The sequence below is a fragment of the Pontibacillus halophilus JSM 076056 = DSM 19796 genome (assembly GCF_000425205.1).
GTDB lineage: Bacteria > Bacillota > Bacilli > Bacillales > BH030062 > Pontibacillus_A > Pontibacillus_A halophilus.
Map to the genome: position 1 here is coordinate 224,214 of NZ_AULI01000008.1, position 20,085 is coordinate 244,298.

Annotated in this window: 27 protein-coding genes and 1 other annotated feature; of the genes, 9 read left to right on the plus strand and 18 right to left on the minus strand. The window is 41.0% G+C overall.

Annotated elements, in window-relative coordinates; translation table 11 throughout:
* The first annotated feature begins 72 nt into the window (after positions 1-72).
* Positions 73-284, plus strand: a binding site (T-box leader).
* 71 nt (positions 285-355) lie between these two features.
* Entirely contained in the window at positions 356-1,699 is a 1,344-nt protein-coding gene (locus tag H513_RS0109705) for a sodium-dependent transporter (RefSeq protein WP_026800575.1), read from the plus strand.
* A gap of 97 nt (positions 1,700-1,796) precedes the next feature.
* The gene (locus H513_RS19980; protein WP_051239849.1) at positions 1,797-2,321 is read left to right on the plus strand and encodes a ferritin family protein; all 525 of its coding nucleotides are present in this window, start codon (positions 1,797-1,799) and stop codon (positions 2,319-2,321) included.
* 47 nt (positions 2,322-2,368) lie between these two features.
* Here the strand turns inward: H513_RS19980 and H513_RS0109715 are convergent, their stop codons facing one another.
* Positions 2,369-2,893, minus strand: coding sequence for a CueP family metal-binding protein (locus H513_RS0109715; RefSeq protein ID WP_026800576.1), 525 nt, complete (start codon positions 2,891-2,893; stop codon positions 2,369-2,371).
* 203 nt (positions 2,894-3,096) lie between these two features.
* Between H513_RS0109715 and H513_RS0109720 the strand changes: the two genes are divergently transcribed.
* The 3 genes from H513_RS0109720 to H513_RS21790 all read left to right on the plus strand — a co-directional run bounded on the left by H513_RS0109720 (position 3,097) and on the right by H513_RS21790 (position 4,876).
* Positions 3,097-3,975, plus strand: a complete 879-nt coding sequence (locus H513_RS0109720) for a DMT family transporter (protein ID WP_231572132.1) — start codon at positions 3,097-3,099, stop codon at positions 3,973-3,975.
* Between the two features lie 28 nt (positions 3,976-4,003).
* A complete protein-coding gene (locus H513_RS0109725; protein ID WP_197057421.1) occupies positions 4,004-4,579 on the plus strand; it encodes a TetR/AcrR family transcriptional regulator in 576 nt (191 codons plus the stop codon).
* Between the two features lie 135 nt (positions 4,580-4,714).
* Complete coding sequence (locus tag H513_RS21790) at positions 4,715-4,876, plus strand: hypothetical protein (protein WP_156111461.1); 162 nt, start codon at positions 4,715-4,717, stop codon at positions 4,874-4,876.
* A 97-nt stretch (positions 4,877-4,973) separates the two neighbouring features.
* On the opposite strand, the gene H513_RS19985 is transcribed toward H513_RS21790, so the two are convergent.
* The 4 genes from H513_RS19985 to H513_RS0109750 all read right to left on the minus strand — a co-directional run bounded on the left by H513_RS19985 (position 4,974) and on the right by H513_RS0109750 (position 6,972).
* Positions 4,974-5,447, minus strand: coding sequence for a hypothetical protein (locus H513_RS19985; RefSeq protein ID WP_051239851.1), 474 nt, complete (start codon positions 5,445-5,447; stop codon positions 4,974-4,976).
* Between the two features lie 564 nt (positions 5,448-6,011).
* Complete coding sequence (locus H513_RS19990; RefSeq protein ID WP_051239853.1) at positions 6,012-6,290, minus strand: DUF1048 domain-containing protein; 279 nt, start codon at positions 6,288-6,290, stop codon at positions 6,012-6,014.
* Positions 6,287-6,640 (minus strand): DUF1048 domain-containing protein, encoded by a 354-nt coding sequence (locus H513_RS0109745; protein WP_026800579.1) that lies wholly within the window; start codon positions 6,638-6,640, stop codon positions 6,287-6,289. The genes H513_RS19990 and H513_RS0109745 overlap by 4 nt, the downstream gene beginning before the upstream one ends.
* An 11-nt stretch (positions 6,641-6,651) precedes the next feature.
* Positions 6,652-6,972, minus strand: a complete 321-nt coding sequence (locus tag H513_RS0109750; RefSeq protein ID WP_026800580.1) for a PadR family transcriptional regulator — start codon at positions 6,970-6,972, stop codon at positions 6,652-6,654.
* A gap of 405 nt (positions 6,973-7,377) precedes the next feature.
* Between H513_RS0109750 and H513_RS0109755 the strand changes: the two genes are divergently transcribed.
* Together H513_RS0109755 and H513_RS19995 are read left to right on the plus strand one after the other, a co-directional pair.
* Positions 7,378-7,596, plus strand: coding sequence for a hypothetical protein (locus H513_RS0109755; RefSeq protein WP_026800581.1), 219 nt, complete (start codon positions 7,378-7,380; stop codon positions 7,594-7,596).
* Positions 7,584-7,829, plus strand: coding sequence for a T6SS immunity protein Tdi1 domain-containing protein (locus tag H513_RS19995; RefSeq protein WP_231572131.1), 246 nt, complete (start codon positions 7,584-7,586; stop codon positions 7,827-7,829). The genes H513_RS0109755 and H513_RS19995 overlap by 13 nt, the downstream gene beginning before the upstream one ends.
* Positions 7,830-8,572: 743 nt before the next feature.
* Here the strand turns inward: H513_RS19995 and H513_RS21800 are convergent.
* From H513_RS21800 to H513_RS22270, 3 genes are all read right to left on the minus strand, one after another.
* A complete protein-coding gene (locus H513_RS21800; RefSeq protein ID WP_051239855.1) occupies positions 8,573-8,971 on the minus strand; it encodes a hypothetical protein in 399 nt (132 codons plus the stop codon).
* Positions 8,972-8,993: 22 nt separating this feature from the next.
* Positions 8,994-9,227: a hypothetical protein gene (locus H513_RS20890; protein ID WP_051239856.1), complete on the minus strand. Its 234-nt coding sequence runs from the start codon at positions 9,225-9,227 to the stop codon at positions 8,994-8,996.
* Between the two features lie 137 nt (positions 9,228-9,364).
* Positions 9,365-9,511: a DUF4825 domain-containing protein gene (locus H513_RS22270; RefSeq protein ID WP_420804734.1), complete on the minus strand. Its 147-nt coding sequence runs from the start codon at positions 9,509-9,511 to the stop codon at positions 9,365-9,367.
* A gap of 300 nt (positions 9,512-9,811) precedes the next feature.
* On the opposite strand from H513_RS22270, the gene H513_RS0109775 reads away from it, so the two are divergent.
* On the plus strand, positions 9,812-10,249 hold the full coding sequence (locus H513_RS0109775; RefSeq protein ID WP_026800583.1) for an SMI1/KNR4 family protein: 438 nt from the start codon (positions 9,812-9,814) through the stop codon (positions 10,247-10,249).
* Between the two features lie 238 nt (positions 10,250-10,487).
* Here H513_RS0109775 and H513_RS0109780 read toward each other — a convergent pair whose 3' ends face one another.
* From H513_RS0109780 to H513_RS0109820, 8 genes are all read right to left on the minus strand, one after another.
* Positions 10,488-11,174: an alpha/beta fold hydrolase gene (locus H513_RS0109780; RefSeq protein ID WP_026800584.1), complete on the minus strand. Its 687-nt coding sequence runs from the start codon at positions 11,172-11,174 to the stop codon at positions 10,488-10,490.
* A gap of 142 nt (positions 11,175-11,316) precedes the next feature.
* Complete coding sequence (locus H513_RS22165; RefSeq protein ID WP_267879643.1) at positions 11,317-11,442, minus strand: hypothetical protein; 126 nt, start codon at positions 11,440-11,442, stop codon at positions 11,317-11,319.
* Between the two features lie 1,320 nt (positions 11,443-12,762).
* Positions 12,763-13,140: a VOC family protein gene (locus H513_RS0109795; protein ID WP_026800586.1), complete on the minus strand. Its 378-nt coding sequence runs from the start codon at positions 13,138-13,140 to the stop codon at positions 12,763-12,765.
* 121 nt (positions 13,141-13,261) lie between these two features.
* A complete protein-coding gene (locus H513_RS0109800; RefSeq protein WP_036770557.1) occupies positions 13,262-13,969 on the minus strand; it encodes a DUF5694 domain-containing protein in 708 nt (235 codons plus the stop codon).
* A gap of 9 nt (positions 13,970-13,978) precedes the next feature.
* Positions 13,979-14,782 (minus strand): hypothetical protein, encoded by an 804-nt coding sequence (locus tag H513_RS0109805; RefSeq protein WP_026800588.1) that lies wholly within the window; start codon positions 14,780-14,782, stop codon positions 13,979-13,981.
* Between the two features lie 167 nt (positions 14,783-14,949).
* Positions 14,950-15,930 carry a Gfo/Idh/MocA family protein gene (locus H513_RS0109810; protein ID WP_026800589.1) on the minus strand — a complete coding sequence of 327 codons (981 nt, stop codon included), beginning with the start codon at positions 15,928-15,930 and terminating at the stop codon, positions 14,950-14,952.
* Between the two features lie 93 nt (positions 15,931-16,023).
* The gene (locus H513_RS0109815) at positions 16,024-16,419 is read right to left on the minus strand and encodes a VOC family protein (protein ID WP_026800590.1); all 396 of its coding nucleotides are present in this window, start codon (positions 16,417-16,419) and stop codon (positions 16,024-16,026) included.
* 87 nt (positions 16,420-16,506) lie between these two features.
* Complete coding sequence (locus H513_RS0109820; protein WP_026800591.1) at positions 16,507-17,274, minus strand: SDR family NAD(P)-dependent oxidoreductase; 768 nt, start codon at positions 17,272-17,274, stop codon at positions 16,507-16,509.
* A 304-nt stretch (positions 17,275-17,578) separates the two neighbouring features.
* On the opposite strand from H513_RS0109820, the gene H513_RS0109825 reads away from it, so the two are divergent.
* Positions 17,579-17,962, plus strand: coding sequence for a MerR family transcriptional regulator (locus tag H513_RS0109825; protein ID WP_026800592.1), 384 nt, complete (start codon positions 17,579-17,581; stop codon positions 17,960-17,962).
* Between the two features lie 121 nt (positions 17,963-18,083).
* On the opposite strand, the gene H513_RS0109830 is transcribed toward H513_RS0109825, so the two are convergent.
* Entirely contained in the window at positions 18,084-18,428 is a 345-nt protein-coding gene (locus H513_RS0109830) for a hypothetical protein (protein WP_026800593.1), read from the minus strand.
* Between the two features lie 251 nt (positions 18,429-18,679).
* On the minus strand, positions 18,680-19,915 hold the full coding sequence (locus H513_RS0109835) for a dicarboxylate/amino acid:cation symporter (RefSeq protein ID WP_026800594.1): 1,236 nt from the start codon (positions 19,913-19,915) through the stop codon (positions 18,680-18,682).
* Positions 19,916-20,085 lie beyond the last annotated feature (170 nt).

Sequence of the window (20,085 nt, forward strand, 5' to 3'; positions counted from 1 at the left end):
TTCAGAATAATGAAGGAACAGCAGGTTGACAGAATTGGAATGCCATGTTAAAAATTTAAAATAACTTCATACGTAAAAGCGTTGAAGGAAAAAAGAGTAACTTTCTCTCTCCCTTTCCCAGAGAGTCGATGGCGGTGGAAGTCGACATAAAGAGTGAAAGTGAAGTTCGTTTTCCTGAGCTTCTTTTGTAGACACAAAGGACGGTACTGGTCGTTATCCATGTTGAGATGTGAGGGAGTAGTCTCTCATAACTAGGGTGGTACCGCGACCATTTCGCCCCTACGGCTAACGTAGGGGCGATTTTTTTGTACGAAAGCTCATCATACTAACTATATTAGAAAGGAGTTTGCACAGCATGAAGCAGCAAGAACAATGGTCCTCAAAGTTAGGATTCATCTTATCCGCAGCAGGTTCCGCCATTGGGCTCGGAGCCATCTGGAAGTTCCCGTATACCGCCGGTCAGAACGGAGGCGGCGCATTCTTTCTTATCTTTATTCTTTTCACTTTATTGCTCGGACTTCCGCTACTGCTCGCTGAGTTCTCAATCGGGCGAACAGCACAGCGTAACGCGGTGGACTCTTATCGATCCATCGCCCCTAACACGAAATGGCACTGGCTTGGAGGGCTCGGTATGGTTACCTCCTTCCTGCTCTTATCGTTCTACAGCGTCATTGGAGGTTGGATTCTAATTTACCTGTTCAAGGCCATCACAGGTGACTTGACAGGGTTGACGTCAGAAGAATACGCAGAAGTATTCGGAAATACCATCTCAGACCCATTCATGAGCGTATTCGTCCAGCTTCTCTTTATCTTGGTCACGATTCTCGTCGTATCGAAAGGGATTCGTAATGGAATTGAGCGTGTCAGTAAATTTATGATGCCTGCCCTATTCGTTCTATTCTTAGTCCTTGTTGTTCGCGCTGTCAGCTTAGATGGGGCTATGGAGGGGATTCGGTTTATCCTTCAACCAGACTTCTCGAAAGTCACGTCGTCCACTATCTTAAATGCGCTTGGTCAATCATTCTTCACGCTAAGCCTAGGGGTATCCGTCATGGTGACATACAGCTCCTACTTGTCGAAGTCGCAAAGCCTTCCTCGTTCAGCAGTATCGATTGTTGGCTTAAACATCTTTATCGTATTGCTAGCAGGACTGGCCATTTTCCCAGCCGTCTTCTCGTTCGGACTTGAACCAGGAAGCGGACCAGTCTTATTATTTAACGTCTTACCGACAGTGTTCAGCCAAATGCCCGGCGGAATCTTATTCTTTATCGCCTTTATCGTACTCTTCTTGTTTGCAGCCTGGACGTCGGCATTTTCCATGCTTGAAATTGTCGTATCCGTCCTGTCTAAAGGGAATGATGCGAAACGTCGCAAATGGGCATGGATTATCGGAATTGGGATCTTTATTGTAGGAATCCCATCTACTCTCTCATACGGAGTATTGGCAGATTTCACGATATTCGGCAAGACGGTATTTGACCTAGCCGACTATGCTGTAAGTAACGTGTTGCTTCCACTAGGCTCTCTTCTCATCAGCATCTTCGTCCCGCTTAAGATGAAGAAATCTGACCTATACGAAGAACTGAAGCATGGCAGTGGGCTAAAACGTGGATTATTCGAAACTTGGTACTTCTTGCTACGCTATGTGGCACCAGTCCTCATCTTCCTCGTGATGCTCGATGTATTAGGCATTTATTAATAAGAAACCCCGCTCTATAATGAGCGGGGTTTCTATGTATACTCCATTAAGAATCACAAACACTAACAAGACAATACAGATAAGAAAGAGTGATTCTATGAAAGTATGGTTGCCATTGTTCATGCTTTGCTGTATATTCATCCTCCCTCTACATAGTCATGCACAAACCAACACACCGAATGACTACGGGGCAAAGGGTGCGCTTGAAGAGAAGAATATGACGTTACAGAAAGCGTTAACCTATGCGATCGAAGACGAGTATTTATCACAAGCACGCTACAACGCCTTCATCGAGAAATTTGGTGATAAGAAACCGTTCCCTGCTGTTCTACAAGCTGAGCAGCAACACATTGATGCACTCCTGCCCTTATTAAAGCAGAACAACATCGCTGTACCAGAGAACAAGGCAAATGAATACGTAACAGCACCCGCTTCTCTAAATGATGCCTATCAAGAAAGCAAGCAAGCTGCCATTGATACGACAGCGATGTATAACGCATTTGGTGCACTTCCAGAAATACCAGAAGATGTGAAAGGCGTATTCAAACGGTTAGGGAACACTTCTCAGCAACACATTCAGCTATTCGACCAACAGCTACAAATCACACCTTCCACTCCATAACATATAAAAAGGCAACCATCCGTTGGTTGCCTTTTTGTGTAATAAAATTATGACAGCTGCATCGATGTAATGCATGTTGGGTCGTCTTCAAATGTTGACAGCTCGTCTATTGTTGATTTCCCGTCTTCAGCTGTAATGTCCACTGTGTATGTCCCGCCTCGCGGAAGCCATAGGTCAAGGAAACCGTTGTGCCCTGTGTTCATTTCTCGGTCCACAACCATCTCTCCTGACTCATCTGTCACCTTCACCTGAAAGGATTGGTTAACCTGCTCACCTTGGCACCCCGTTAAACTATGGTACGTACATGGATGTGTTTCAATCTCATAAGGGGCAATGGAAACGAAGAAGTCCTCGTCTGTGACGTCATAGTTCTTCTCTACTCCATTCTCGTCCGTAACCGTTAGCACTTGAGGAGTAATGGATGCAGCCAGCATTTTCGTATCCGGTTGACTATACTTCTCGACCATCGTGACCACTGAAGGGTCTTCCTGAACCTCTTCTTTCTTCTCATTTGAACAACCACCCAAGACGATTACAAATGCCACAATCAACCCAATCCACTTACCTTTCATATCCCTTCCTCACCCTCCCATTATCTATCTCAATCATAAGCTGTCCAGACGTCATTAAACATCTATATCCTAACACAACAATGGAGAAATGTGGATATGTGTCACCACAGATTAATTTCATTTCACTTGACGGTATACTGACCGGTATGGTTACATTACGGTATACTATACCGAACGGTTTACTTCAAAGGAGAGAATGAATGATGGCTAACAAACAACTACAACTACTCGCAGCAATTGGATTCGTAATTATGTGGAGCTCAGGATTTATCGGGGCGCGATTAGGAACCCTAGAGGCAAGCTCTATGACTGTCTTAATGTGGCGATTTGTGGTCGCTGCTCTCATCTTAAGCGGGTGGTGGTTGTGGAAGCAGCGTAAACGATTAACTCTAAGAAGCGTAGCCACACAAGCACTGATTGGCCTCTTCGCTCAAGGTGGTTATCTATACTGTGTGTTCCTATCTGTTGAGAACGGGGTATCAGCGGGCACTTCAAATTTAATCACAACACTACAACCCATTGTAGCCGCTGCACTGGCTGGTCCAATCCTGCATGAGGCCACGACAAAGAAGCAGTGGGCTGGATTGATGCTCGGCATCCTAGGCGTCTTATTTGTCGTCTATGAAGATTTAGGAACGTCCTCACAAGTTCCTTTATGGGCTTATCTTCTATCCTTTCTAGCGATGATCAGCCTCGTGTTCGCTACCTTGTATGAGAAAACGTTAAAGGAGACGGTTTCTTTGATGGATGCATTACCCATTCAAACGCTGACGAGTGCCGTCCTGTTTACGATAATTGGACTTACAACTGGTAATGCCACTCCACCAGCTACAACCGGATTTTGGGTGGCTGTTGCTTGGGTAGCGGTACTCTCAACCATTGGCGGGTACGGCTTCTACTGGTTAAACTTAAAGCTAGGCAGTGTAACGAGGGTCAGCAGTCTTCTCTATCTCACTCCCCCTGTGACGATGATCTGGGCATATCTGATGTTCGGTGACAAGATTGGTTTCTTAACGATAAGCGGGATGGTAATATGTTCTATAGGAGTATGGATCATTCGGAAAGGAACACCAGCAACATAAGGAATGAAATGAAAGGATGTGTGTCACGTTGGCAGAGACAAAAATGACACCTGCTGCGTTAAAAATATTAGAAACAGCGTCTCATCTCTTCTACTGGAAGGGGATTCACTCGATTGGAGTTGAGACCATTGCCAGTGAAGCCGGGGTAACGAAGAAAACGTTGTATGACCGATTCGGATCGAAGGAACAGCTCATTGTGGCTTATCTTAATGAGCGTGACCGACAATGGAAGGAGCATCTTAACACCTACCTAGCCCCAGTTCAAGAGGCTGAACCCGATGTGAAGATCTTAACCGTTTTTGATGCGCTTGAGGCTTGGCTCTCAACGAAGAATAGAAGAGGGTGTGCATTCGTAAATGCCTTAGCTGAATTAACAGAAGAGGACCATCCCGGACGGGACGTTATAATAGAAGAAAAACGTTGGTTGAAGAACCTATTCCGAACGTTTATTGAAGAGCTAGGAATGGAACAGGCACAGGAACTTGCCGAACGATTGCTCGTCCTGCACGAAGGCATTACAGTCACCCATTCCATGAACTTATCAACAAATGGCATTGATTCTGTGAAAGAGACGGTTCGATTGCTTCTTCAGCAAAGGAAATAGACTAGAAGAGAACATCTTAACGGATGCTCTCTTTTTTATTAGCTTAACTGATTGGAGGTACTACTTAGCTAGCTTTGAGATTTCAAGTAGTCCATCTAGAAGAGGAGTTCAACAAAATACTAGATTAGATGGAGAATGGAACTTTATACAATGAATAAAGAGGGAATCATCTTCGCGGAATGGGACAGCACATTGTCTATTCCATTTAAGGCCTATTACGAGCTAAAGAACGAGGGTTATCGAGAAGATGAACTGGTTTTCCTATGTGTATTCCATACTTATTTACATGCAGGTTGAATAGGAGAACAGTACGGTTTAAAGCCATACTAAGCTTGATCTTATGAGACATGAAGCGGCTTGAACACTATGTTAACGAAATCACTGTTACCCCTTCTTAATTATATAATTCTATTTTCTCTTCCTTTGTCTCACGTTTATCTTTCCATTCAATCATCATATAAATATCGCTAATATGTTCCAGTGAAATAGGTGCTTCATTCTCAGTAATGAAATTCCCACCTTCTATTGTTCCCATAGTAATCTGGGTTATATCTGAAACAGTCCCCTTAACTGACTTTTCCTGAACGACTCGATCTTGATTATCTATAACTGCATAGACTTCTAGACTTAAGAAATCAGTGCTATACTCCGTTTGATTCTTCATAGATAACCTTCCGTTTCCTACTTTAAACGTATCTGGTTTCATCACAACTTCGTAGGAATCTACTTTCCAATTCTTACTTTCTCCTGATAATGATAAGTAATAATTGTTCCTCATTGTGTTGTCATTACGATCACAGCCTGCAAGCAATAGAATACCTAATACTAAACCACACGAAACTACTTTCACCCCTTTTTTCAGTAACATAATTCGATCACCCCCTTGGTGCTAGTGTATCAATTTAAACATGCTGTCTTGACCGCCTCTTTAGCACAACAAGCAATAGTCAAAGTTCAGCTATCGCAACTCACATACTCTGAACGTTACTGTGTAATCTTGTGAAAGGTCACATCCTCCAGACAAGCTTTAACTCTGTATAGTTCCAATTATTTCAAAACAATTCTACTTCCTCAACCTTTTTCCATTAGCAAGGTCTAAATTCGAATTACGTACTTTTACAAGAAATGTAAGTCTGTGTGAAAGAGAAGACAACCAATTTCATTAAATAATTCCCCCCTTGTAATTTAATCTCTTAAACCACATAGCTAATTTATAGAAAAGATTCTAAACACATCTTTTCTACAGAAGCCTCGTTTATATCCGGACTTAATTCATAATTTCAAAACCTAAAGAAAAATCCCTAGATTTCTTAGATTTAGGGATTTTTCTTTACTTCAATGTTGCCCACATAAATTGGAGGTTTGGAATAAGAATTAGCGAGAAACCCCAAAGTTACTGGGACAAAATTTGTTAGAATATTGCTGTGAATTGTTAGATTTCTTCTATTTTAGAATCGTCAAGTAAGTCGTCACAAAAAGCTGCTACATCCGTTCCTGTAACCTCAAGCACTCCTTTCCCAGCTACCACGCCTTCTTCAAAGAAGTTGAGAATTTCTGCGAGTAGTCCATTACTCACCTCAACTGGACCTACTTTGAACAGGTATTTTTGAATCTCTTTATAGACGATTTGGTACTCCTTTGGAAGCACTTTGACACGGGAAACATGAGCTCTCCACGCTTTTTTTGCTTCGATATTGTCTCTAATCCTCATGTCAGGCCTCCTAATTTCTTTGCTACATTCTTGTTAAGTTGTTCACGCCATTTATCTCGATAAGTTTTCGCACCTTCATCACCAACAAGCGCTGCACAAAAGCCTTTACTATCATCTCCTAATACTTCGTCAATGCTCTGACCGTCTTCTGAGGTGACCTCGAGCAGTTCAAGAACACTGTCAAAAATCGGCATCAGGTTACGACCTGTGGAGTCTCCATAAATCCAGAGGTTTTGAATAATTTCCTTCCAAGCTGTTTGATAGTCAGGTGGTAAGACCTTTGCTCGCATTTCAAAAGCTTTCATTTCCTTCGTTATATCCCTTCCGGATATTCTTTCTGAAAAGTTCATGGTACTCTCCTTTAGGTTGTTTTTAATTTACTTAGTTTACAAGAGATGAATTCCCATTTTTCCCAAAAGACTTTAAGACGCTCTTCACCTGCTGTGTTAAGTGTGTAAAACTTTCTCGGAGGCCCCATCGTGGATGGCTTCTTCTCGATATCAACAAGCTTGTTTTTCTCAAGTCTCATGGTAATCGTATAAACAGTTCCTTCAACCACATCATCAAAGCCTAGTTCACGTAGCTTTTGCGTGATCTCATAGCCGTAAGTTTCCCCACGACTTATGATTTCGAGAACACACCCCTCAAGGACCCCTTTCTTCATTTCTCTGAAATTTTCCATGTTTCCCTCCGTATAAATTGTTCGAGTGTTTTGGTAGTATAAATGCCCGGTACTTAGTATTACTTATTACAAGTATATAGTAATACTAAGTACCATTTTCGTCAAGGTTAACTCGTACTACTAGTAGAAGAGGAAAGTCAGTTTATCTCACCAAATGACTCCGTAAATATCTGTTTTTTTAGATGTTTAGCAAAAGAGCGTTCATCTCTATTAGACAAACGCTCTTTATGTGGTAAGACTTGTAATCAAGTTATTTTTATTTATTAATCAAATGTCTTACAGCAAATAACTCAATAGAACCACTCTCAATTACTATCCTGTTTTCACCAACTAAACCTGTGATAGACTTGCATGTAGTAATATTTACCAGTTCATCAGTTTAATATTTGGATAGGAGGAGAGTCGTTGAATTGGGTAATCATAAAGGACATGAAAGTTGCTGTAGGATTCTCATCATCACTAATACTTGGTTTAATCGCCATATCATTAGCCCAATATAACAACTATGCTGTGCTCTTTATTATTCTTGCACAGGCTGTAACGGCTATTAGCGTTAGTAGAGCTAGTAAGTTAACACATCGTGAAGATTGCGTGAAAACACCTATGAAGGTATGGGTGACCTAATTATTTGGTCAGATGGATATGTTAGACTTCTTCACTACAGGTACGGTGTAGTGAAAACAATTCTGTTTACATTTGAATTCTTCTTTCAAAATATAAAGGATATAGAATTTAAAAATGAGGAGCTGGCTTGGCAACCTTATCCCGAAGCCTTCAAGCGATATAGATATAATAAGTTGGAGTTTGACGAGTGCTTCGGCTATACACCGTTACTAGGCCTAGGTGGGGCAGAGTAAGTTGAGAACCTAAAGAAAGTAAAATTAAAGGAACATATACTTGTTAGTAATGAACTTATGGGTCCAGTTCAATAATAGTTGGGAGCATATTACATCATTAGCTATAAGCACGTGATTACCTAATAGGAATCCTGTGTTTAGTGATGAAATTTGAGAAGGAAATTATTCCAAGGAGCTATGTATGGCTTCTAAAGTCGAAATGCCCGGTTCGTAAATACTCGATTTCAAGAGGTTAACGAGAGTACCTCTTGTAATCGATGTATTTCGGTTAGTCATATAAGTCCTCTTGAACATTACTCAATGTAATGATGAAAGGCAGTACGATAGTAAACAAGAGACTCAAATAGCCTAGAGTGAAAATCTTTTGTGTCTTCCCTGAAATATATTGAGTCTTACCGCAGTTAGGGCAGGGCTTTCCACCCTTTGAAAATCCTAACGACCAAATATCCCTTATCGACCACTTGTAATCGCAGCTTGCACAGCGAGCCATAAATAATCCTCCTATTTACTATTATATTGGAGTATAGCCCCGTTTCTTTATGACTAAAATTCAATTCATGATTTACAGTCCCCCCAACCCACAACCAATTGAGGCGGAGAGGCTGTGAGTTATGCATTTACCCCAATCGGAACACCATAAACGCATCCTCTTTTGTTACTTCTCGTAAAATAGTTCGACCACTTTAGTGAAAAAGTGATTGTCCTAATGTAGAAGGCTTGAAAATAAGGTATGCTATATGATTTTAGCCTTCATCATTCCATGCTGTAATCAATTCTGTCCCGACAGGATCGACAGAATGCATGGTGTCTTGGGAAAAGTGAACCGAGCACAACCGTGTAGAATCCTCTTCATAGAAATTCAGACTCCATTCGTGGTTCCCCACCCTAATGTGCGAGTCACTTTCAACAACCAAGTCGAGATCTAGTAAATCTCCTATCACTTTTGGATTCTCTTGAAAAGGCAGCCCAATGTCCATGGCCATAATGTGTGTCCCCTGGTGATGAACAACATCCTTTCTTCTTTGCAATTCAATCCTGAATTTCCACGGAGTAGAAAGAAACGTTCGCCGCTCACTTTCGTTGATATTCAGGTCCAGACCCTTCGCCTTTTCAATGATCCGTTCGTACTCTACTTCATTCACAAGCAGGCCGATATGGTCAAACCTATCCCTTCTTCCATGCCCGAAAGTAATATTCGTTTTTCCCCTTCACCATTTCGATGATTCGGAACGTGATCCCTTTATCCCTGAAATCATCCCATTCCAGGGGCGGATTGAACGTCTGCATCTCTCCTTCGTACCTTCCAACTCGCAATACCGTCTCGAAACCCTGTTGCTGATAGAACTCTTCCATCTGTTCCACGTGTTCCGTCCACCAATGGTAGTGAAATAACTGCATCTTATTCCTCCTTATTGTTTCAATACGAGATAACTCTTTCTTTTCTATTACTTTTGTATATATTACTTTAATAATAGTTTCATCTTCTAAATTCTCTTCTGTTAGTGTCCTCAGGTCATTTTCACTGGAACAATCACTTATTTCCGAACCAAAGCAACTATTAATGCGGCATTATAGATTGCCGTTTCCTTATACCTTTTTTCTATATCCTTTACTTCTATACCTTCATAATTTACATTCATTTCATAAGGTTCTTCTTTGCTAATAAGTTCAAAATCCTTCAGTTATTCTTTACAATGTTTCCGACCGCACTGCTGTCTCTAAATAACGAACCTTTGAGCTCAAATAAATCTTCAGTCGTATTTTATTGAGTTACATCCATCCAAGAAAAATACAACTATTATGAGAGGCATAAAAGTCTAAATGGTTGTGTCAAAGGAATTATACATGGGTTCAATATGTACTGGATAAAAAAGTTTTGTATGATTGATACATCAATAATAAATAGTAGAAAGCTGCCAGATGGTCAAACGTGGCATCACCATGAAGACGGGAAAAGTAAGTAATAGTATAGGAGTGAGAGTATGACAAAAATGCTTAGTGTAAATCCAAAAGTTTCTTTACAGGATATAAAACAATTTGAACAAGAGTATGAAGTTACCCTACCTAAGCAATATGTTGATTTTCTACTAGAATACAATGGAGGATTTCCTCAACAATCTAACTTTAAAATCTCTGATGATGAAGGAGAGAGTTTAGTCAATAAGTTCTATGGAATTGGTGATATGAAGGGCAATTTAGGTGAAGTTTTTGAAATATTAGAAGGAGAAATACCAGAAGAGTTTATTTCAATTGGTCATGACCCTGGAGGAAATGAGATTTTATTAGGAGTTAGTGGAGAGGATCAGGGGAAAGTATATTTTTGGATTCATGATGTAGAACCGGAAGACGAAATGGACAATATGCATATCCTTGCAGATAGTTTCACCGAGTTCTTTACTAACTTATATGAAAATGATTAATGGATATTTATTAGCTGAAAGAACCTCTTACTGAAGTTGTGACTCTTATTATTATTGCACAGGTTGTAACGGCTATAAGTGTTGGTAGAGCTAGTAAGTTAACACATAGTGAGAATCCAAAATACCCTTTTTCAAAGGAACCTCGAAATGATGAAGGTCCCTTTTTTTATACCACTATTTATAAGCGTGTATTAATTAGACATGCCCCCAATAACGCAAGACTTGATATCGAGATAAATTAACTCCCTCTAAGCTCTAAAAAGTCTTCTACTATCCTATTGAAAACATCCGGTTGATCCAAATTCGCAGTATGCCCTGCACCTGGAATTAACCCAATAAGGGCATCTTCTTTATTCTCTTTCACGTAAGCTACAGCTTCTACTTCATGCTTGTCATTGCTGCCGTTAAGCAATAGAACTGGGGTATTAAGTTTTTCGAAATCCGCTTTAGAAATACCAGGGTACTTGAAAGTCATAGTATGAAGTACGTGTTCAAGCGTTTTTCTCCATTTATTTCCGTGCAGATTTTCAAAGCTCTGAGCAATTTGTGTATTGTTCTCTTCGATATTTATAAAGTAATCATATTGTTTCTCCATTACTTCCTTTAACCTTTCGGGTATGTAGGGGGTATATCCAGTCAGTATAGTCCCTTTAACTAACTCGGGTTCTCTTAATGAAATATGTACAGCAAGAGACGCTCCTAAGGATAATCCCATTAGATACCCCTCTCCCCCTACTTTGAGTCGGGAGATTACATATTCAAGCGCGTGTTCAAAATAGTCCTCAGTAGATTCCAATGGACTATCCCCGTGCCCAGGTAAATCTAAAAATACTAGTTCATACTTCTCCTTGAAATAATCTATTTGACTACTGAAGTGCGATTTAGAAGTTCCCATAAAACCGTGCAACATATATACTTTCTCCATTTTGATCGCCCCCCCTTTGGTATAAATGTAACATATAACCCCAATTCCAAACCGATAAAAAGGCGATCATCTTAGTTAGATAATCGCCCCCTATTGTATAAGTCTCGAAATCAAGAAACTTTTGAAGTTATGTTCAATTGTTTTATTCTTTTTCCTTTATCTCTTTTAGTAACTCCACAATTTGTTCGTTTGTTTTATTCAATTTTCTCAATTGGTATTCAATTGAGAAAATCGTTATTATTACTGCTATTCCAATAATTATCCCCATAAGTTGGTCTCCTCAAATTTTATGATTCGTAAACACTATTTCCATAACTTACTCTCTTCACCCAATTAAAAATAAATCAGCCACTTTCCATTTATTACCAATTAAGAACATCAAATCTTAATTAAAGACTCTGTTAAAGTTTAGTGTTGATATTATTATAATAAAAAATTTCAAATATTTTACATAAGTTCCTTTTTTATATGTCGCTTCTTCTAATAAAGCCCGTTGAAAAAAGACCCGAAGTAGAGATATTATGGAGAACCTTTTACTATAAAAGACTTAACTTAAGAGTTAGGAGACATCCCTGCCATCATTGCAGCAAATATTATTAGGCCGGCCGTTCCCAATAAAATTATGATTGATAAAGTTGCAATAAACTTTTGTCTCTTAAAAGATAGTATGGATAATATCGTGGCTATAATCAAAAACGTCCATATGACTATGATATCCTTTGAACCTGGAAGAAAAAGTAATGATAGAAACCCGGAGATAGGGACTACGCTTAGTATCAGTATATAGATCCCCAGTAGAATATCTTTATTCTTCAATTCAGCACCCCTTCATTCTTACAAGCAATACACATCAAAAAAAACACTACTTTGAAAGTGCTTTATAGCAAGTGCAACGCGCATTTATGTATGTTTTTTTAAATTATCCTTTGTTAAATTAATTACGGATAAAACTGGATAAAGTTTCAAAACTTAGCGAACTATTCTATTTGTCTATAAACTGAGCCTTCTTCTACCCTGGTCTACACATAAAAAGGGGGCAATTCTAATGTTGCAGAATTGTCCCCTTTTGTGGAAGATTTAATCCCGAGACATTTGGAGAAGACTTTAAACTTACGCCCCTGATAGTTGAAGTAGTATTATCGAAATTTAACACTATAATACCTCATTGCTTTTGGAACACCTTCTATTTCAAATATGCCATTCACAATTAGATGTCTTCTCTCAAAAATTTAGGTTAGATAATAAATCTGGCTACTTTAATACATGTTTATTTTAGATTATCGGGATTTATATATTTCTTTAATATACTTGGGTTTATGAACCGTATTGAAATTACCTCCCCACAATTTAGACAGACAGTTAGTTCTTTTTCAAACTCTGGTACTTTTACAAATGAATTTTCACCACAGCTTTTGCATTTTTGCATCTCAATTCTTCCCACCTTTCTCACCGAATAATCATACGAACAACCCTTCAATAAACTGACTATTCCACATTCCTGTTGTCCAAGCATAAAGAAAAGAAGCCTACTCTGTGTTCGAGAAACGCCCCCATTAGTTTAAGTACAGGTTTTCACAAATATCAAATATCATTCAGAAGTAATCCTTATAAAATATCCATCTGGGTCAGCGACCTTAAAACCTCTCATATCCCAAGGGTATTTTTCCACTTCAACCTCAATTGGGTAATAGTTATCAAGACATCGTTGATACACTTTTTCCAATTCATCTACAACTATTATTAGCTCAAAGCCATTCCCTTTAATATCACTTTTTGCCTTATTTTTAAAATAGTGTTTATCTCCTAATGCTGATTCAGAAGTAAGTAACAACGAAAAACAATCATAATTAAAACGTGCACCTCGTTTACCTCTACCATACAATTCTAATCCAATAATGTCTTGATAAAATTTTAAAGATTCCTCGATATTCTTTACATACAGTACGACTCTAAAAAGAACACTCATTTTTCGTTAATCCCTCCCAAAACTTATTAACCTTCTTCAAGAAACCTGCCCTTTACCAGAAGACTCATTATCAAGATACTTACCTACAACAACCAATAGCACCGGCATAGTATAGACAAGATTAAGGTTCTAGATAAGCCAGGGGCGACACAACTTTACAACATCCGCTTTCCTTGAGAAAGTTCGAGATGATTTCGCTATGTGATAATCCAACAATAAACAGGATTCGCTCATTCTCTTGAGAAAGATGCCTGGCAAGATTACTGAATAGAATTAGATTTCGTCTATACCACCATGTTAGCCACTTCATGCCTATATAATTGTCCACTTCACCAATCCTCGCCATATTCACATAAGTAGAATGGATTTGTCTTAACCAGGTTGGGTCATTTAATTCTTTGTAATAGTCAAGGATACTCTTCTCTTCCGTTAACGCTGGCAGCTCATACCCTTTGAAGATCTCTGAGAATAAATCTGGCTGGTGTTCCTTAACCCAGTTATACACGCTGTCAAAGTTCTTATCTTCTTCATCCCCACCCATCCAGTCTACTGCATAAAGCTTCGAATGATTTAGACGATCGGCAATCCGGAATCCGAGCTGATCGATTTCGTTGTTCGGAAGCTTATACCCACCTGCCCTATACATTCCATACAACTCATTGAGCCTCTCATCGTGTCGAGCTTCAACCTCTACCGCCACTTTCGTAGGCTTAAAGGTGAGGAGTCGACCTACCACCTCTTGTATTTCCTCTTGTCGCTGGTCAGTCTGAAGCCCTTCTTGTTCATTCATGTGGAATGAACCCAGCACAAGCACTTCTGGGGTCGCCATCGTCAATCCCTACCTTTCCGCACCGCTCAGCCACAACTTCCTTGCCGTTTCTTCTGATAACTGAAAATAATCAATAAAGAATCCTTGAAGACTTTCGTTCATGCCTTGCTCCACCCATTGTCGATACACTCCTATGAGTACAGTGAGGTCACCCTCGCAATAGTTGTGAATGAGCTCGTGAACGGTCGCTGTACTTCTCCAGTAGTCATAGAAGGCTGCTGCATAACTTTCATCCTGTCCGCCCCGATAACCAGACTTGCCAAACTGGTCGAGAGTGTACTCTCCGTACTCCCCTTTATGTAGATGGATCAACTCTCGCTCCACCTCCATCACATCGTCAAACTTTTCTTGTGTGAAGAGGAACTTTCTCGGGATGTAAAAGCACATCCCTTCTTCAAACCACATGTTCTCCGCCTCTTCTTCTTCCCAATCCTCAAACTCAGAATGGAAAAAGTCCGCATGATGAGTCAGCTCATGCGCTGCAATTTCTACCACATCATCCAGTTCTAAATGATTGTAGTAATGTGTCACCTTCTGCGTACCTTTAGCGGATGTTAAATAGATTTGCTTCCACGTCTCAATGGTAGGCGTCATATGTATTAAATCTCGCGATGTATAGGCAGGCAAAGGAATGGTAGAAAACAGCGTTGTAGCAGAATCATAGTCGTGAAAGACTATTCCACGCGGCTCCTGAAATGTCGTCACGCTCCGTAACTGCTCCGCAAATTGCTCAAGCCGCCCAAGCACCAATCGTCCACTCTCTTCAATTTCGCCTACAAGAGACGTATCCATAACCGAAACACCATACTTCATAATATCCTCCTCGCGGGACAGGGGGACAGGTTCTTTGTCCCAGTAACACCCATTTTTATCAGAAACTCTCTTAAACGAATTACACACCTATGAGCAAAGTCCTCCCTATTTAATAGAAAGAAAAAAAACCGCTTTATGCACAAGAACATAAAGCGGTTAACTAGAATTTAGCGTTGATAATACTCTTTCACTAGTTCATCCATTACACGATTGGTGCGTAGGGCAGTCATTCCAGTGCTTGGACAAGTCCCCACTCCACGCAGCTCATTCACGATTGTTTGGATATGCGGCTGTTGGATATGCCTCGGGTGATCAATCTGGAACGAATCTTCTCCAGAAGGAGTTTGTAGAGTGATAGGCTTGTGGTCGAACGTAGAGAATTGGATTTCTCCTTTCGTCCCAACTATCCGGTTGTCGTCCTCATTCTTATAAGAGGAGAAGTTCCAAATGCCTGTTCCTACTGCCCCCGAATCGAACTGAAATACGCCACTCACCGTGTCCTCAGCAGGATACGAATCGGATAGATTATGAGCAGTGCCTCTGACGTCTTTAATCGGTCCAAGCAAGTAATCAAAGAGGTCTAATGTATGAGACCCAACATCGTAAAACAATCCAGCCCCACTCTGTTCTGGAATGACTCTCCATGGCCAATTGCCACTTTCATCTTTCTTTATCAACTGTTGAGACTGTGCAATCGACACGAACCGCACTTCCCCTATAGAACCGTTGTCGATGAGTTCCTTTACCTTTATGAAGCGTGGAAGAGACCTGCGATAGTAGGCAACGTATAGAGGAACACCATGTTCTTCACATGCCTGCACCATTTCATAACAGTCTTCCGTGCGACTGGCCATAGGCTTCTCCACATATACAGGCTTACCTGCCTTAGCCGCCATTGCAGTAAGCTCCTTGTGTGAAGAAGGAGGGGTGGCAATATACACAGCATCTACTTCATCATCATGAATCAAGTCTTCTGCCTTGTCGTACCACTTTGGTACACCATGACGTTCAGCATAATCTTTCGCCTTCTCCCCATTCCTTCTCATAACAGCGACCAGAGAACTATGCTCAATCAACTGAAACGCAGGCCCACTCTTACGCTCCGTCACATCTCCACACCCAATAATTCCCCACCGAACCTCATTCATATTATTCCTCCTTGCGGGACAGGGGGACAGGTTCCTCGTCCCTTCTCAATCAAATTAATAAACCAGAGGGACAGGGAACCTGTCCCTCTGTCCTTACTCCGCGACCACTTCCACTTTAATTCGGTCTGGATCCTCAAAATAGACTGCATAGTAATCCTCACCACCTGCGAAGGGGTGCTCGTGTTCATAGAGTATAGAAATCTCTCTTTCTTTCAACTTAACCGTCAACTCATCAACGCGCTGTCGTGAAGCTGCATGAAAGGCGAGATGGTTTAATCCTGGTCGGCATCTATGAAATGGAACATCAAGAAATCGAGCCTCAGCCTGAACGAATACTAAGTACGTTTCGCCAAGCTTCCAACTTTGCCCCTTGTCCCACTTCTGGTAAGAATGGTATCCAAGTTCAGTTAAGAACCAATCCCAAAACTTCGTAGACTTCTCTAAATCACTCACATAAAGTTCAACGTGATGAAGCAAACCCTCTGCCATAGTGCCTTCCCCCTCCCTTACTCATACAATGCATGGATCAAAAAAGCTTGCCAACAGAGGGACAATGAACCTGTCCCTCTGTCCCTATTAATCCTCTCTTGCCTGTCTAGTTACATATGGGTAAATCGGGTCGCGAAGTTCGAATTCATAGGTTTGGCCGTCTACGATTCCGACTACCTTATCGCTGTCATAAAGGTCTAGTAGGAAATCAGCCATTTCTTTAGCTGTGTGATATTGCGGAACCAACCCTTCATACGTTAAGGAATCGTTATCCATGGATGTTTGAAGGAACTCAGTTTCAGTCGCAGCCGGTGCAAGCACTTTCGCCTTCATCTTAGAACCGCGTCCTTGTAGTTCTTGAGCAAGACCTTCTGTAAATGCGCTTACGAAGAATTTCGTTGCACAGTATGTCACAGCTTCTGCCACGATTGTATAGCCGCCACCAGATGAGATGTTAAGAAGCTGTGTGCCTTCTACGTTTGAATAATCACGGGCGAAGTAGCTAGACAGAACGGTGAGCGCTTCGTTGTTCAAGCGAAGCATCTTCTCCACTTTCCCAATGTCATGTTCTTCAATGGGATCGAAGTTGCCAAATCCTGCATTGTTCACGAACGTCTCTAGATTGTATTGCTGAACTTGTTCATAGAACGCATGGACATTCTCTGAAACGGAAAGATCTGTAGGAATCACAACAACGTCAACCTCTGGGTACTGTTCTTGCACCTTAGCTTTCAATTCATTTAGCTTGTCCTCACGACGTGCTGTGATGATTAACGATTTCCCACGATTGGCGAAAGCGAGCGCCGCTTCATACCCGATTCCTGAACTTGCTCCTGTAATAACAGTATATTTCATTTTCCTTCCTCCCATGTGTTGCGATTTGGTACATTTCTAGCATACTTCTTAAAGTGCACTTTAAGTCAACATTCTATAGCCATTAAACCAATAAACCGACACATTCATTGTTTTAATCATAACGTATGGACCAATCAGGGAATGATAGATCATCGAGCCCAAAAAGGGAGCCTTTCTATAAGGCTGCCTTCACTCGTAACTTCCATCCCCCTTGTCCTCCACCATCTTATCTATGCTACACTAATACCACATCTTAACGTGAACGTTAAGCCAACCACGAATGAACGAGAGGAGGCGAATCTCTTTGTATACGATTAAAGAAGTCGCAGAACGTCTTCAGCTGAAGCCACACACCTTACGTTACTACGAACAAGAGGGGATCTTAACCCCAGCTCGACAAGATAATGGCAGACGGGTCTACAGCGAACAAGACCTAAAGGGCCTTCAGTTCGTCCAGAAACTGCGCGAAACGCAGATGCCCATTGCTAAGATCAAGGAATATGTTCAGCTTGCGCATGAAGGTGAACACACAGCTCAGGAACGATTAGCGATACTAGAAAAGCATCGCACCTTTATTCAAACTCAGTTAAAGCAATTGATGGCGACTGAAGAATTAATCGACTATAAAGTAGAAACGTACAAACGAATGATTGAGGAGAAGGACACCCCTTCCCCAGTAGAGCAATAAGTAACATGTTAACAAGCGACCAATCTACATCAAAGAATATACAAAGATGCTTGGGTAACAAAAGCCCAAGCCACCTTTATTTAACAGGAACTTCTGATCGAATATCCCGTTCTATTTACCTCTAGCTTACTTCTTTAATGTCAAACTTCAATCGATTTAGATCCCATACTTCTTCTTCATAGTTTTTAATCACATTCACCCTTACAGCTTGTCCTTCATCATAGTCTTCTGGATGGTGGACACGAATCGTTTCGGAAGAGGGCTTTTCGGTGAACCCAAATTTGGTTGAAGAGGATTCTTCATCTCCTACAGTAGACCAACTTTCAATATCAATTTCCATATCTCCGCTAACTTCGTTAATTTCTGTTATGTTCCCTTCGATATACGTACCTTCTTCAGGTTGGTTGCAACCAACTAATGCAAGAGCCAAGGTTGCGATTATGAAGGAAGTCTTCCTATATAGCATTCCGTAGTCCCCTTTATATCTTTGCTCGTTCTATCCCCACATACGAACTAAATTTAACATATATAACCATTAACTGTTAAGGAAAGGATCAGACACCAGGAATCAATTTCATAAAGAAACTAGCACGTCCCCAACCGAAGTTGTAAAACGTGCTAGTCGTATTCATCAGGTATAAGGTTTCAACAATTCAACTCTAAAAGCACAGAGAGATTTATTCCTTCAGAAAGTCACAAGAAAGAACCCCTATGATTCTAAGCAGACATTCTTTCTGTTTCCTTCCCTTTCTCCGTACGTTGAATAATGGTCGTTCCGGTTAGGTCGCCGGTTACGTTCAAAGCAGTTGCTCCCATGCCGACGAGCGCGTCAATGGATGTAAGTACAGCCACGGCTTCCAATGGCAGGCCGACTTGAGAGAAGACGGTGGCAATCATCACAATCCCCGCTCCAGGTACACCAGCTGTACCAATCGAAGCAAGCGTACCTACAAGGACAATCGTGAGCATACTCGCAAATGTGAGTTGCTCTCCTGCGTAGTTCGCCGCGAATACAGCTGATACTGCAATCCGAATCGCAGCTCCATCCATATTAATCGTCGCACCTAGGGGGAGGCTGAATCCGTATAGCCCTTTAGACAACCCAAGGCGATTTGCGGCATTCAACGTGACAGGCAATGTCCCTGAACTACTCTGCGTCACGAACGCTGTAATCATCGGGGTTCGCGCTTGAGAGAAGAACTCCTTCGGGCTAACCTTGAATAGCATCATCGTGATCACATATAAAGCAAGTTGAACAAGGAGCGCTACGTAAAGAACAAGTACCATGTTGCCTAGGGAAAGTATCGTGTCTAAACCTTGCTCTCCAACCGTTTGGGCAATAATCGCGAAGATCCCAATTGGCACGAACTGAAGAATGCCATTCATGATTTTAAAGGTAGCTTCATTTAATCCGCTGACAAGGTTATAAATCCCGTCACCTTGTTCTTTAAAGTCCTTGGAAGAACGTAAGGCTGAAATGGCAATTCCAAATACGAATGCAGTGAAAATAATGCCTAATAAGTTCATTTCAGTAAACGCCGTTACGATATTCGTAGGCACAATGGATAGAAGAACACTCATTACACCCGGGTGCTCATTGGCATCAACGGATGCGCCCGGTTGTTGCGGTATTCCTTCACCTGGTTGAAAGATGCTAGCTACTGTCAGTCCTACAATAATCGCGACCGCTGAAGTAGCTGCGTAATAAATAAATACTTTACCGCCCATTCGACCTAGATTCCCAAGCTTTGTTTGGTTAATTCCTACAATGAGCGTAAAGAGAATGATAGGAATGATGATAAATTGAAGCAACCTCATCAACAAATCACCAAGTGGTGCAAGAACCGCAATCTCTTCACCGAACAGCAAGCCAGCACCAATCCCTAGCACAAGGGCAACGGTAATCTTCTTAAGCAACGATGTCTCTACATACTTACGGAAGATTGATTTCATTTCTCTTCCCTCCCTTTCTGAATATCATCAATTAGTATAAATTATTCAATCATGTCTTTCATAAGATATCGAAAGGAAGAGCTACAGTCAAAATCGTTGCTCGTACTTTAGAACGAATTAGGTCTCAGAAATCATCGCCGCTTCCTGCTTCTCTCTCTTTTTAACCAGTC

What these genes read in the sequence shown, in the direction of transcription:
- H513_RS0109775 (WP_026800583.1), top strand. Translation starts at nt 9,812, where the DNA reads ATGACAAAAATGCTTAGTGTAAATCCAAAAGTTTCTTTACAGGATATA.
- H513_RS20890 (WP_051239856.1), bottom strand. Translation starts at nt 9,227, where the DNA reads ATGCAGTTATTTCACTACCATTGGTGGACGGAACACGTGGAACAGATG.
- H513_RS21790 (WP_156111461.1), top strand. Translation starts at nt 4,715, where the DNA reads ATGGAACTTTATACAATGAATAAAGAGGGAATCATCTTCGCGGAATGG.
- H513_RS0109830 (WP_026800593.1), bottom strand. Translation starts at nt 18,428, where the DNA reads ATGCTATATAGGAAGACTTCCTTCATAATCGCAACCTTGGCTCTTGCA.
- H513_RS22165 (WP_267879643.1), bottom strand. Translation starts at nt 11,442, where the DNA reads ATGGGGATAATTATTGGAATAGCAGTAATAATAACGATTTTCTCAATT.
- H513_RS0109745 (WP_026800579.1), bottom strand. Translation starts at nt 6,640, where the DNA reads ATGAACTTTTCAGAAAGAATATCCGGAAGGGATATAACGAAGGAAATG.
- H513_RS19990 (WP_051239853.1), bottom strand. Translation starts at nt 6,290, where the DNA reads ATGAGGATTAGAGACAATATCGAAGCAAAAAAAGCGTGGAGAGCTCAT.
- H513_RS0109835 (WP_026800594.1), bottom strand. Translation starts at nt 19,915, where the DNA reads ATGAAATCAATCTTCCGTAAGTATGTAGAGACATCGTTGCTTAAGAAG.
- H513_RS0109805 (WP_026800588.1), bottom strand. Translation starts at nt 14,782, where the DNA reads ATGAAGTATGGTGTTTCGGTTATGGATACGTCTCTTGTAGGCGAAATT.
- H513_RS0109820 (WP_026800591.1), bottom strand. Translation starts at nt 17,274, where the DNA reads ATGAAATATACTGTTATTACAGGAGCAAGTTCAGGAATCGGGTATGAA.
- H513_RS0109795 (WP_026800586.1), bottom strand. Translation starts at nt 13,140, where the DNA reads ATGAGTGTTCTTTTTAGAGTCGTACTGTATGTAAAGAATATCGAGGAA.
- H513_RS0109810 (WP_026800589.1), bottom strand. Translation starts at nt 15,930, where the DNA reads ATGAATGAGGTTCGGTGGGGAATTATTGGGTGTGGAGATGTGACGGAG.
- H513_RS19995 (WP_231572131.1), top strand. Translation starts at nt 7,584, where the DNA reads ATGGGTGACCTAATTATTTGGTCAGATGGATATGTTAGACTTCTTCAC.
- H513_RS19985 (WP_051239851.1), bottom strand. Translation starts at nt 5,447, where the DNA reads ATGTTACTGAAAAAAGGGGTGAAAGTAGTTTCGTGTGGTTTAGTATTA.
- H513_RS0109715 (WP_026800576.1), bottom strand. Translation starts at nt 2,893, where the DNA reads ATGAAAGGTAAGTGGATTGGGTTGATTGTGGCATTTGTAATCGTCTTG.
- H513_RS0109750 (WP_026800580.1), bottom strand. Translation starts at nt 6,972, where the DNA reads ATGGAAAATTTCAGAGAAATGAAGAAAGGGGTCCTTGAGGGGTGTGTT.
- H513_RS19980 (WP_051239849.1), top strand. Translation starts at nt 1,797, where the DNA reads ATGAAAGTATGGTTGCCATTGTTCATGCTTTGCTGTATATTCATCCTC.
- H513_RS0109800 (WP_036770557.1), bottom strand. Translation starts at nt 13,969, where the DNA reads ATGGCGACCCCAGAAGTGCTTGTGCTGGGTTCATTCCACATGAATGAA.
- H513_RS0109720 (WP_231572132.1), top strand. Translation starts at nt 3,097, where the DNA reads ATGGCTAACAAACAACTACAACTACTCGCAGCAATTGGATTCGTAATT.
- H513_RS0109705 (WP_026800575.1), top strand. Translation starts at nt 356, where the DNA reads ATGAAGCAGCAAGAACAATGGTCCTCAAAGTTAGGATTCATCTTATCC.
- H513_RS0109815 (WP_026800590.1), bottom strand. Translation starts at nt 16,419, where the DNA reads ATGGCAGAGGGTTTGCTTCATCACGTTGAACTTTATGTGAGTGATTTA.
- H513_RS0109780 (WP_026800584.1), bottom strand. Translation starts at nt 11,174, where the DNA reads ATGGAGAAAGTATATATGTTGCACGGTTTTATGGGAACTTCTAAATCG.